A 13124-nucleotide genomic window follows, 5' to 3' on the forward strand; every position below is an offset into this window, starting at 1 on the left:
GGAGGAGATACTGACGGTGAGTCTGAACCGGAAAGACCTGTTGGGGTTAAAGGACCTGACGGCTGATGAAATCACCCTGATTCTTGATACGGCTGAGCCTATGAAGGAAATTATTCAGCGCCAAATCAAAAAGGTGCCGACTATGCGCGGCAAAGCGGTGGTAAACCTGTTTTACGAACCGAGCACCAGAACTCGAACCTCTTTTGAGCTGGCCGGGAAATATATGAGCGCTGATACTATTAATATCAGCACTTCCACCAGCAGCGTGGTTAAAGGGGAATCGCTGAAAGACACGGCCAAAACCATAGAGGTTATGGGGACCGATGTAGTTATTTTAAGACATCCTGTTGCCGGCGCTCCGCATATATTGGCCAGACATGTTTCGGCCAGTGTTATTAACGCCGGGGACGGAGCCCATGAACACCCGACCCAGGCTCTACTGGATATGTATACCATTAGGGAGAAAAAGGGTACTTTAGCGGGCCTGAGGGTGGCAATTGTAGGGGATATTTTACACAGCCGGGTTGCCCGGAGCAATATTTTCGGGCTGACGAAAATGGGTTCCGAGGTTAGAGTTGTCGGCCCGGCCACCCTGATGGCGCCGGAAATTGAAAAAATGGGGGCAAAGCCTTATTACAATTTGGAGGAAGGTTTACAGGATGCGGATGTGGTAATGGTTCTGCGCCTACAGTTGGAACGGCAGCAGAAGGGATTATTCCCGACTATCAGGGAGTATGCCCGGATTTTTGGCGTTACGAAGGACAGGCTCAAGGTCGCCAGTCCTGATGTTATAGTCATGCATCCGGGTCCGATGAACCGCGGTGTTGAAATTGCTCCTGATGTGGCTGACAGCGTCGAAGCGGTTATTAATGAACAAGTTACCAACGGGGTAGCGGTCAGGATGGCTTTGCTTTACTTACTGGCGGGAGGAGGGAACCCTCATGAACCTGCTAATTAGAGGCGGGCGGGTAGTTGACCCGGCCAATAATATGGATCAGGTAGCAGATATTTATATTACAAATGGAAAAATTGCTTCCGTCGGGGCACAAATTGATGTTTCCCGGCATGACTGTGAAGTGATTGATGCCCAGGGGAAATGGGTTTTTCCCGGATTTATAGATATGCATGTACATCTGCGGGAACCTGGGTACGAAGCCAAGGAAACTATTGCCACAGGGACAAGGGCGGCGGCCAGGGGTGGTTTTACTTCCGTTGCCTGTATGCCGAACACCAATCCTGTTATTGACAACCGGGCATTGGTAGAATTTGTCAAAGCCAAGGCTCTGGCTGAGGGGGTTGTACATGTTTTTCCCATCGGCGCTATTACCAAGGGGTCCCGCGGTGAAGAACTGGCTGAAATCGGCGATATGTACCAGGCCGGCGCAATAGCCATATCTGATGACGGACAGCCTGTTGCCAACGCTCAGCTTATGCGTTTGGCCATGCAATATGCTATGATGTTTGATATCCCGATAATTTCTCACTGTGAAGACAAGCAGTTAGTTGCCGACGGCGTTATGAATGAAGGGTACTGTTCCACCCTCTTTGGCTTGCGCGGCATAACCAGGGCTGCCGAAGAGATTATGGTAGCAAGGGATATACTGCTGGCAGAAGTTACGGGAGCGAAACTTCATATCGCTCATGTAAGTACCAGGGGTTCTGTAGAACTGGTGCGCATGGCTAAGAAAAAAGGCCTCCGGGTTACTGCCGAAGCCACGCCGCACCATTTTACACTGACTGAGGAAGCGGTGGGCAATTATGATACGAGTACAAAGGTGAATCCTCCATTGCGGTCTGCTGAAGATGTACAGGCTGTGAAAGAAGGGTTGAAAGACGGCACCATAGATATTATTGCCACAGACCATGCTCCCCACACTGTGGAGGAAAAAGATGTCGAATACAATTATGCTCCCTTCGGGATGATCGGTCTGGAAACCGCTTGGGGGTTAATTTATGAGGAACTTGTGGAGAAGGGAATTTTAGACTTAAAGGAAGCTGTAGCCAAATTAACTGTGCGTCCGGCTGCCATTTTCGGGCTGCAGGGCAAGGGTTCTTTGACTGTGGGATACGATGGGGATATTACCATAATTGACCCGGCTTTGGAAGAGACAGTTAATCCCGACAATTTTGCGTCTAAAGCCAGAAATTCCGCATTTATCGGCAGGCGCTTAAAAGCTCTGCCTGTTTATACGATTGTACAGGGTAAAATTGTGATGAACAACAGGACATTGTAGAAGGAGGATAAATTATGAAGGCAGTTTTAGTATTAGAAGACGGTACCGTGTATGAAGGAAAGGGCTTTGGGGCTGTTGGTGAACAGTTTGGCGAAGTAGTTTTTAATACCGGTATGACCGGATACCAGGAAATACTTACAGACCCATCCTACTGCAGCCAAATAATTACCATGACCTATCCCCTGATAGGCAATTACGGTATAAATGACGAGGATTTTGAATCGATCAGGCCTTTTTGCAAAGGTTTTGTGGTCAGGGAATTCTGTGAACACCCCAGTAACTGGCGGTCTGGAAAAACAGTTAATGAATACCTGGAAGAAAAAGGTATCGTTGGAATTTCGGGTGTAGATACCCGGGCGCTGACCAGGCGTCTCCGCAACCACGGAACCATGGGGGGTATAATTGCCAGCGGTGATTTTGATATTGATGAACTGAAAGAAAAAGTTAAGCAGCCCCCAACTTGGACAGGGCCGGAGCTTGTTTTGGAGGTTACCACCAGAGAACCGTATAACTTGCCGAATGACGGTTATAAAGTGGTGCTGATGGATTTTGGGGCGAAGAAAAACATTGCCAGGTCTCTGTATAACCTTGGTTGCGACGTGACTGTTGTCCCGGCCCAGACCACGGCCGAAGAAATACTGGCCATGAATCCTGACGGCATTATGTTGTCTAACGGTCCCGGTGACCCTGCGGCTGTCCCCTTTGCCATAGAAACGGTGAAAAAACTACTTGGCGAAAAGCCCATATTCGGCATCTGCCTGGGGCACCAAATCCTGGGGCTGGCTTTTGGCGCCAAAACTTATAAACTAAAGTTTGGTCACAGGGGGGCCAATCATCCCGTTAAAGACCTGGCTACAGGCAAGGTGCATATTACATCCCAGAACCATGGCTATGCCGTAGACGGTGATTCTCTGACAGATAAGGACCTGGAAGTTTCCCATATAAATATGAATGACGGTACGGTAGAGGGACTCCGGCACAAAACCATGCCGGTATTTTCGGTCCAGTATCATCCCGAAGCAGCTCCCGGTCCCTGGGATTCGGAATACCTGTTTAACCAGTTTTTGGACTTGATGGAACAATGGAGGAGGTAGGAGGATGCCTAAGAAGCAGGGCTTAAAGAAGGTAATGGTTATAGGGTCTGGCCCGATTATCATCGGTCAGGCTGCGGAATTTGACTATGCCGGCACCCAAGCCTGCCGGGCTTTAAAGGAAGAGGGCTTGGAGGTCGTCCTTGTCAACAGTAACCCGGCCACTATCATGACCGATGCGAACATAGCCGACCGTGTTTATATCGAGCCCCTGACGGCGGATTTTGTAGCCAGAATTATCAAGATAGAAAAGCCTGACGGCCTGCTGCCTACCTTGGGCGGCCAGGTTGGTTTAAACATTGCCGTGGAACTGGCGGAAAGGGGAATTTTGCAAGAAGAAGGGGTTGCCCTGCTGGGGACGCCGCTCGAAACCATTAAAAAGGCCGAAGACAGGGAAATGTTCAGGGATATGATGAATGAGATAAAGGAGCCTATTCCGGAAAGCGTAATCGTGGATAACGTGGATGATGCGGTGGTTTTTGCTGAAAGAATAGGTTTTCCGGTCATTGTAAGGCCTGCCTATACCCTTGGGGGTACCGGCGGCGGTATAGCCAACAACGTGGAAGAATTAAAGGCTATTACCACCCGGGGGCTGAAAATGAGTATGATTAAGCAGTGCCTGATTGAACGCAGTGTGGCCGGGTGGAAAGAGATAGAATACGAGGTTATCAGGGACAGTAACGATAACTGCATCACTGTCTGCAATATGGAAAATATCGACCCTGTCGGGATACACACCGGGGACAGTATAGTGGTGGCTCCTTCCCAGACCCTGTCCGACAAGGAATACCAGATGTTAAGGGCAGCATCCCTAAAAATAATCAGGGCCCTGGGTATTGAAGGCGGCTGCAACGTACAGTTTGCGTTAAATCCGAACAGCTTTGAATACATTGTTATTGAAGTTAATCCGCGGGTATCCCGCTCCAGTGCTTTGGCTTCCAAGGCCACGGGCTTTCCTATTGCCAAGGTAGCGGCCAAAATAGCCATTGGTTTGACCCTGGACGAGATTATCAATGCCGTTACGGGCAAAACTTACGCCTGCTTTGAACCGGCCTTGGATTATTGTGTTGTGAAAATCCCCAGGTGGCCCTTTGACAAATTTGCTTTCGCCGACCGTATGCTGGGTACCCAAATGAAGGCTACAGGGGAAGTAATGGCCATTGACAGAAATTTTGAAGCTGCCCTGATGAAGGCTATCCGGTCGCTGGAAATCGGCCGGTACGGTCTAACAGTTAAAGGGATGGAAGAGATCTCCACGGAATTGCTGAAAGAAAAAATGGCCAGCGCCGATGATGAGCGGTTGTTTGTCCTTGCTGAGGCTATGCGGCGCGGTATGACTGTAGAAGAAATCCACAGGATTACCAGGATTGATTATTGGTTCCTGGAAAAGATAGAAAACATCGTTAAATTTGAAGAAAAGCTGGCTGCCGGTGTTCAGGCGCAGGGAACGGATTTCCTGACCAAGGAAGTTCTGGCTGAGGCCAAATATTTTGGCTTGCCTGATGTATATATGGCGGAAATTACGGGTTTGGCTGAGGAAGAAATCAGGCATGTCAGGAAGCGGCACGGGGTAGTTCCGGTCTACAAAATGGTTGACACCTGTGCCGCGGAGTTTGAAGCGGTGACACCTTATTATTACTCTGCTTACGACCAGGAGGATGAAGCGGAGCCGACGGACCGGCCAAAGGCCATTGTGCTGGGGTCCGGGCCTATCAGGATTGGCCAGGGAATTGAGTTTGACTATTGTTCGGTGCATTCTGTCTGGTCTCTCCGGGAAGAAGGTATTGAGACCATTATTATCAATAACAACCCGGAGACGGTGAGTACGGATTTTGATACTTCGGACCGCCTCTACTTTGAACCCCTTATTCCGGAAGATGTGCTGAATATCATCGAGAAAGAGAAGCCGGTAGGTGTGGTGGTACAGTTCGGCGGCCAGACAGCCATCAACCTGGCGGAACCCCTGGCCCAAGCCGGGGTAAATATTCTTGGTACGTCTGTGAAGTATATTGATATGGCTGAAGACCGGGATAAATTTGACCAGCTCCTGCAAGACCTGGGCATTCCCAAGCCGCCGGGTAGAACGGCGACCTCCGTGGAAGGGGCCCAGGAAATTGCTGAAGAAATCGGTTTCCCGGTTTTGGTGCGTCCTTCGTATGTGCTGGGTGGCAGGGCGATGGAAATTGTTTATAATCAGGATGAACTGCTGGAATACATGAAGTCTGCTGTAAATGTATCGCCCAAGCATCCCGTTTTGGTAGATAAATACCTGGTTGGCAAGGAGATTGAGGTCGATGCCATTTCAGACGGAGAGGATGTACTCATACCGGGGATCATGGAGCATATTGAGCGGGCCGGCGTTCATTCGGGAGACAGCATAGCGGTTTATCCGGCCAGGAGCCTGCCGGAGAACCTGGTCAGGGATGTGGTTGACTATACTACCAAACTGGCCCGGGCCCTGCAGGTGAAAGGGCTTATCAATATCCAGTATGTGCTTCATGAAGACCGGATTTATGTCTTGGAGGTAAACCCGCGTTCCAGCAGGACGGTACCTTATATCAGCAAAATAACCGGGGTACCTATGGTGAACCTGGCGACGAAAATGATTCTGGGCAAGAAACTCCGGGACCTGGGTTACAAACCGGGACTTTACCCGGCTCCCAGGTACTATGCTATTAAAGTGCCTGTCTTCTCCTTCTCCAAACTGCTGAAGGTAGATACTTCGCTAGGGCCGGAAATGAAATCCACGGGAGAGGTAATGGGGGTTGATGTCGACCCGTCCATGGCGCTGTACAAAGCTCTGGTGGCTGCCGGGATGGATATTCCGAGGGAAGGGACCATACTGGCCACCATAGCAGACAAGGATAAAGAAGAAGTCATCCCCATTCTGAAGGGTTTTGTAGAACTTGGGTTTAAACTGCTGGCTACCTGCGGGACGGCCAAAGCCCTGCAGGCGGCAGGGCTGCCGGTAGAAAAGGTCAACAAGATCAGGGAGGGGTCACCCCATATCATAGACCTGATCAGGGCCAACAAAATTGACCTGGTTATAAACACTTTGACCAGGGGTAAACAGCCCGAAAGGGACGGGTTTAAGATCAGGCGTGCTGCCGTTGAGCACGGCATCCCCTGCCTGACCTCCCTGGATACTACCCGGGTAATCCGCGACGTGCTGAAGTCCTTTGAAGAAGGTAAAGATTTCACGCTCATTCCTTTACAGGAATACCTTAATTAGACTTACACAAAAAGGGGGAAGTGATTTGCCGGTCCGGGAAATGGCTAAAGTTGTCAGCAACAGTCCGGTAAAACCGGGCTATTACCTTATGGAGCTTGATGCCCCAAAAGTTACCGAAGAAGCAAAACCGGGTCAGTTCGTGCATATCAGGGTTGGCAGGACCATGGACCCGCTCCTCAGAAGGCCAATCAGCCTTTACGATATTGACAAAGAAAAGGGTATTTTAAGTCTGCTTTATGTGGTAGTGGGCCGGGGTACGCGCATGCTTAGTGAGATAGAAGCTGGCGCCGACCTGGATATTATGGGTCCGTTGGGGAATGGATTTTGGCTACCTGATAGGGCAACCCGGTGCCTGGTGGTAGGGGGAGGAATTGGAGTGGCCCCGCTTTTACCGTTAATCGGCATGTTGGACCAGGCGGGTTTGGAGCAGAAGATTCTTTACGGTTTCCGGAATGCTAATGCCGTGGTGGGCATTGATGTCGTGCAGGAAAAGGGTTGGCCTTTGGCCATAGCTACCGATGACGGGTCTGTTGGCCACCGTGGCTTTGTAACTGACCTGGTTAAACAGGCCATTACCGATTTTAAACCGGATTATTACTATGTCTGTGGCCCTGAAGTCATGATCAGGAATGTGGTCTGGCTGATGAAAGAAGCGAACATCCCGGGCCAGGTATCCCTGGAAGCCCGCATGGGCTGCGGCGTGGGCGCCTGTCTGGCGTGTACGTGTAAAACAAGAAAAAGGACCGGTGGACAACAATCAGTGACCGGTGGTCAGTTGTCAGTGGCCGGTCATGAACAAAATTTTGATTACAGTCTTGTTTGTACCCATGGTCCGGTTTTTGGTGCAGGTGAGGTGATTTTTGATGACTAGGCCAAACCTGGCCGTAAATCTTGGGGGCCTGCAGATGAAAAATCCCGTTACTACTGCTTCGGGATGCTTCGGTTTTGGCCCGGAGTATGCTCCCTACATCGACTTAAACCGGCTGGGCGCCATAGTGGTCAAGGGAACTACCCTTGAGCCGCGGTTGGGCAACCCGGGCGTAAGGATTGTGGAAACACCGGCGGGAATCCTGAATTCCATAGGCCTGCAGAACCCGGGCGTAGACCACTTTATCAGCAAGGCCTTACCTTATCTAAAGGAGTATGATACTCCGGTAGTTGTGAATATAGCAGGTAATACCCTGGAAGACTACGCCGAACTGGCTAAACGGCTGACTGCCGCCGACGGGGTGGCGGCCCTGGAAGTAAATATTTCCTGCCCTAACGTGAAAAAAGGCGGCATGGTTTTCGGAACCGACTGCTTTATGGCTGCCGAAGTTATCAGGACAGTAAAACAGCATACCACCCTGCCTGTTATTGCCAAGCTATCGCCAAATGTGACCAACATCGTGGAAATAGCCCAGGGGGTAGCCGAGGCAGGAGCTGATGCCCTGGCCCTGATTAACACTCTGCTGGGCATGGCCATTGATATTCATACCAGAAAGCCGGTCCTTGGCAACACAATGGGCGGTTTATCGGGCCCGGCCATCAGGCCCGTGGCCGTGCGCATTATCTGGCAGGTAGCCCAGGCAGTTAATCTTCCTATTTTGGGCATGGGCGGTATCATGTCAGGCGAAGATGCCATAGAGTTTATCCTGGCCGGCGCTTCGGCGGTGGCTGTCGGAACGGCTAACTTTGTTAATCCCCGGGCTACCATGGACGTTCTTGAAGGGATAGAGCAATACATGGAGAAATACGGGGTGAAAGATATTAACGAACTGGTAGGCGCCGCGTGGAAATAGGGGTTTGCGTAAGCAAACCTTCCTTTACACCCCCGAGGCGAAGGCCGAGGGGGTTTGCCGGGCGGTTGGCCAAAGAAAAGGAGGCTAAACAATTGTTAGCAGCGAAGGACCGTTTGATAGTGGCTCTTGATGTGGATACGGCACAAGAAGCTGAAATGCTGGTTGCCCAACTGCAGGAGCATGTCGGAGTGTTCAAAGTCGGCATGCAGTTATTTAACAGCGAGGGACCGGAAGTGTTGAAGAGGCTGCATAGCCTCGGGACCAGGATATTCCTGGACCTGAAACTGCATGACATTCCCAATACTGTCGGGCAGGCCAGTGCTGTCCTGACGGGGCACGGGGTATATATGTTCAACGTACATACGGCCGGCGGAAAGGAGATGATGGAAGCGGCTGTCAGAGCTTCCGTTGAAACGGCGTCCTCTTTAAATCTTCCGAGACCGTTAGTAATCGGCGTGACAGTATTAACCAGCATCAATGAAGAAATACTGCGCAACGAAATGGGTATTGACCGAACCGTTGAGGAACAGGTTGTTAAGTGGGCCAAACTGGCCAAAGAGTCGGGACTGAATGGCGTTGTGGCTTCTCCCAGGGAAATCAGGGTCATTCGGGAAACCTGCGGTAATGATTTTGTCATTGTCACCCCCGGGGTAAGGCCGGCCTGGTCTGCGAAAAATGACCAAAAGCGTGTAATGACCCCCAAAGAGGCAGTTGAGGCCGGGGCCAGTTACCTGGTAGTGGGCCGGCCCATAACAGCGGCTAATGACCCGGTGGAGGCCGCCAAAAGAATAGTTGCGGAAATGGAGGAGGGGTTGAAATGTTGAGTAAGGAAGAAGTATTAAATATTTTTACCGAGGCCAAGGCGCTGTTGACCGGTCATTTCCGGCTGACTTCCGGCCGCCACAGCAACCGGTATATGCAGTGCGCCCAGGTTTTAAAATTTCCTGAGTATGCACAAAAATTATGCGCTGATCTGGCGGCAAAATTTCAGGGTCAGAAGATTGATATTGTTGTCGGACCGGCCATGGGAGGTATTATCGTTTCTTATGAAGTGGCCAGGGCCTTGGGTGTGCCTTCGATCTTCTGCGAGCGCGAACAGGGCCAGATGAAGCTGCGTCGCGGTTTTACCATTGAACCGGGCGCCAATGTGCTGGTGGTGGAGGACGTGGTTACCACCGGCGGTTCAGTGAAAGAAGTGATGAACGTAATACGTGAGTTAGGGGGCAATATTGTTGGGGTAGGCGTTTTGGTAGACAGGAGTAACGGCGCTGTTGATTTCGGCGTGCCGCTGCACGCTGAATTGACAATGGACATCCAGTCATGGGAGGCTGATGATTGTCCTCTATGTAAGGAAAGCATACCCGTAGTAAAACCGGGCAGCAGGGAAGTAAATTAAGGCAGTAAGGGTGGGTGGGGTAGCCGGGTCACCCCACCTACCCTTACTTGAACACGTAGCGACTGTACCGGTGAAACAATTGTTGCCCTTTGGATGCCGCTCTTCCGGTGAAACTACCGTTGCTCCGAGACTACGGGCAAAGACAATGTAAACTCCGTACTGTCTATCTGCCCTCCGCCAGGTCGCAACTCGTTGTTTTACCGGACAGTGGTATCCAGGTGTGATTGCCCATTGTATGTGCTACGGTTCAATCTACACAAAGAAGGAACGGTGGGAGGGGTGCTGAGGCTACCGTTAAGGAGCGACTGCGTCCGCAGAACCGCAGCCAGGAAGGCAGGGAGTTCCCGCATGTTTGAAGATGGCGAAGGCCGCCGGGAAGTACGGCCTCAACGCAGGTTGAGTGCCCGGACGGGAGGCGGCCGACTTATTAGAAATGCAATATGAGCCATCGAGTTCGGGAACACTGCCTGCCCGGCCAGGTTATGCAGCACAAAGCTCCGGGGTAGCCGGGTCACCCCTCCCACCGTTCCGTTGTTGTACCGTTGCCTCCAGGAAAGCTATGGAGTGATTTTTGTTTTTCGTTATTAAGTTTAATGAGAGAAATTCCGATGTAATATATGAAAACAGGTACCAAGTGGGGGCGGTAAATGATGCGGAGGGTTGCAGTCCTTCTGTTTATCAGCTCAATACTGTTCCTTTCGGGTTGCTCAAATAATAAACCTCCGGAAAATTCTTTCGTTACTAACCTTCCCCAGGAAGAAACCGGTAGCCGGAATAAGCCGGCAGTTTCCGATGATGCTTATACTAATGGTTTACGGGCCATGGTACACAAAGATTATTACAAAGCTATTGAGTTTTTTGAAAAAGTAGTGCCGGAGGATAAAAACTTTCAGGATGCCTGTAATCAATTAAAAGTGGCCAAAAAAGCGTTGGCCAAAGATTTGATAGATAAAGCGAAGGCCAATTTTGTTTCGGGCAACATAAAAGCGGCATTGGCGAATATAGAAGAAGCCTTCTCCCTTGATGGCAATATGCAAGAAGCAAAAGAACTACGGCAGCAGATTAAGGCCGCTTACGAAGCTTCACTTAGGGTAGAGATGAAAAAGAAAATGGCAGTTTATGAGGGAGAGGGAGACGTGGTGATGGCTGTTAAAGATGTCCGTTTGCAACAGGCGTCGGATAATTACGTTTTTGTCCATGTTTTGATCAGTGTAAAAAATAAGGGTAACAAATTGGTACGGCTGATTCCTAACAACTTTACCCTATCGGCTCCTGACGGAGAATCAGCCGGTATCCATTATGATACTTATGATTTGCCTGATTACTTTGGACCTGTAGACCTGCAGAGAGGGGAAAGCGCCAGCGGCCGACTGATATTCCTCATCAACAAGTCGCCTGTTTATACCCTGGAATATAACGGATTTGAAGATATGGCCGCCAAAAAAGTAGTACCGTAGTCCCCCGTTTCCTACTGCGCCTTCATCATATTGACTTGCTTATTGTACTTAGCGCGTTCATTTTTATCCAATACCTTTTTGCGCATCCTGATGTGGTTTGGCGTTATTTCCACCAGTTCATCCTCATTAATAAATTCTATGGCTTCTTCTAGGGATAAAATCCGTGGTTCTTTCAACTTTACCGTTTCTTCGGCGGTACTGGCCCGCATGTTGGTCAGGTGCTTTTTCTTGCAGACGTTGACCTCCAGGTCTTTGTCCCGGTTATTCATTCCCACAATCATGCCTTCGTAAACCTTCATGCCCGGTTGGATAAAAAGTAATCCCCGTTCTTCGGCTTGCAGCATGCCATAAGTTGTTGCCTCGCCTGTTTCCCAGGCTATCAGTGCGCCGTTATAACGGTGCTGGATGTCGCCTTTATAGGGTTCATACCCGTTAAAGGTGTGGTTCATGATACCACGACCCCTGGTTTCTGTAAGGAAGTCGCCGCGGAAACCTATCAAACCACGGGCCGGAATATTAAATTCAATCCTCACCTGGCCGTTGCCGGTAGAAACCATGTTCAGCATTTCTGCTTTTCGGCGGCCCAGGTTTTCCATGACCGGCCCCATACAATCTTCGGGAATATCTATGACCAGGTGTTCCATCGGTTCCATTAGCTTACCGTCGATGGTTTTGTATATAACTTCCGGTTTGGAAACCTGCATTTCGTAACCTTCCCGCCGCATATTTTCGATCAGGATGGACAGGTGCAGTTCACCCCGACCCGATACTTGAAAAGCATCGGGGCTGTCCGTATCCTCAACCCGCAAACTGACGTTGGAGTCCAGTTCGCGGTATAACCTTTCCCTGAGTTTGCGGGAGGTGATAAATTCACCGTCCTGTCCCGCGAAGGGACTGTTGTTAACCATAAAGGTCATGGTCAGCGTAGGTTCGTCAACAGTAATCACGGGTAGTTGTTCGGGATGGTTGGCGTCAGCCAGGGTTTCACCGATATTTACTTCTGTAAGACCCGCTACGGCAATAATATCTCCGGCTTCTGCTCTGGTAACTTCTATCCTTTTCAAACCACTGTAAATAAAAAGCTTGGCCACTTTACCTTTTTCTACGGTGCCGTCATGCTTTATAACCGCAATGTTCTCACCCTGGGAAACGATACCGCGTTTAATTCTGCCCACGGCATATTTGCCCAGGTAATTGTCATATTCAAGGTTTGCCACCAACATTTGAAAGGGGCCATCTTGAATACAGGCCGGTGGTTGAATATGGTTGATGATAGCCTCAAAGAGCGGTTCCATATTTGTATTGGTGTCTTCTATTTCTTTGCGTGCCCACCCTTCGCGGGCGGAAGCATAGATAATAGGAAAATCTAACTGTTCGTCGCTGGCGCCGAGTTCCAGAAAAAGATCGAAGACCTCATCTATGACTTCATGGGGCCGGGCGTCTGCTCGGTCCGCCTTGTTTACCACCACGATTGGATGCAGGTTGGCTTCCAGGGCTTTACGCAGAACAAACTTTGTCTGGGGCATGGGGCCTTCGAAGGCATCTACCACTAGCAGCACGCCGTCAACCATACTAAGGGCCCGTTCCACTTCGCCGCCAAAATCGGCATGGCCAGGGGTGTCGACAATGTTAATCTTGATGTTTTTGTAACTGACGGCAGTATTCTTGGCCAATATGGTAATGCCCCGTTCCCGTTCCAGGTCATTCGAATCCATAACCCTTTCCTGGATAACTTCATTATCACGGAAAATACCGCTTTGCCGGAGCAGGCAGTCTACCAGGGTAGTTTTGCCGTGATCAACGTGCGCTATAATAGCTATATTTCTTATATTTTGATTGTGACTTACCTTCATTTTTATATATCCTCCTTGTAATATCCGGTAGTCTTACAGAAATTGGAGCTGCGTTATATTTTGAGGTTTCACGCCCTTCT

Annotated in this window: 10 protein-coding genes; 9 read left to right on the forward strand and 1 reads right to left on the reverse strand. The window is 50.1% G+C overall.

All coding sequences use genetic code 11. The features are described 5' to 3' along the window. Nucleotides 1-16: 16 nt before the first annotated feature. The 9 genes from ACSNJE_RS02295 (at nt 17) to ACSNJE_RS02335 (ending at nt 11191) form a co-directional block, all read left to right on the forward strand. Nucleotides 17-958, forward strand: a complete 942-nt coding sequence (locus tag ACSNJE_RS02295) for an aspartate carbamoyltransferase catalytic subunit (protein ID WP_013120694.1) — start codon at nt 17-19, stop codon at nt 956-958. Next, complete coding sequence (locus ACSNJE_RS02300; RefSeq protein WP_052217147.1) at nt 942-2234, forward strand: dihydroorotase; 1293 nt, start codon at nt 942-944, stop codon at nt 2232-2234. The genes ACSNJE_RS02295 and ACSNJE_RS02300 overlap by 17 nt, the downstream gene beginning before the upstream one ends. Before the next feature lie 14 nt (nt 2235-2248). Beyond that, complete coding sequence (gene carA, locus ACSNJE_RS02305) at nt 2249-3328, forward strand: glutamine-hydrolyzing carbamoyl-phosphate synthase small subunit (protein ID WP_495251896.1); 1080 nt, start codon at nt 2249-2251, stop codon at nt 3326-3328. Between the two features lie 4 nt (nt 3329-3332). Further along, nucleotides 3333-6557, forward strand: a complete 3225-nt coding sequence (gene carB / locus ACSNJE_RS02310) for a carbamoyl-phosphate synthase large subunit (RefSeq protein WP_495251897.1) — start codon at nt 3333-3335, stop codon at nt 6555-6557. A 25-nt stretch (nt 6558-6582) separates the two neighbouring features. Continuing rightward, nucleotides 6583-7428, forward strand: a complete 846-nt coding sequence (locus tag ACSNJE_RS02315; protein ID WP_495251898.1) for a dihydroorotate dehydrogenase electron transfer subunit — start codon at nt 6583-6585, stop codon at nt 7426-7428. Beyond that, complete coding sequence (locus tag ACSNJE_RS02320) at nt 7421-8338, forward strand: dihydroorotate dehydrogenase (protein ID WP_495251899.1); 918 nt, start codon at nt 7421-7423, stop codon at nt 8336-8338. Before ACSNJE_RS02315 ends, ACSNJE_RS02320 begins: the two co-directional genes overlap by 8 nt. A gap of 65 nt (nt 8339-8403) precedes the next feature. Further along, nucleotides 8404-9162 carry an orotidine-5'-phosphate decarboxylase gene (gene pyrF / locus ACSNJE_RS02325; protein WP_282432054.1) on the forward strand — a complete coding sequence of 253 codons (759 nt, stop codon included), beginning with the start codon at nt 8404-8406 and terminating at the stop codon, nt 9160-9162. Further along, nucleotides 9156-9734: an orotate phosphoribosyltransferase gene (gene pyrE, locus ACSNJE_RS02330; protein ID WP_495251900.1), complete on the forward strand. Its 579-nt coding sequence runs from the start codon at nt 9156-9158 to the stop codon at nt 9732-9734. Before pyrF ends, pyrE begins: the two co-directional genes overlap by 7 nt. Before the next feature lie 647 nt (nt 9735-10381). After that, complete coding sequence (locus ACSNJE_RS02335; protein WP_495251901.1) at nt 10382-11191, forward strand: DUF4352 domain-containing protein; 810 nt, start codon at nt 10382-10384, stop codon at nt 11189-11191. Nucleotides 11192-11202: 11 nt separating this feature from the next. Here the strand turns inward: ACSNJE_RS02335 and typA are convergent, their stop codons facing one another. Further along, entirely contained in the window at nt 11203-13044 is a 1842-nt protein-coding gene (gene typA, locus ACSNJE_RS02340; RefSeq protein ID WP_495251902.1) for a translational GTPase TypA, read from the reverse strand. Nucleotides 13045-13124: the final 80 nt, after the last annotated feature.

This window comes from Thermincola sp. GK-1 (assembly GCF_059412445.1).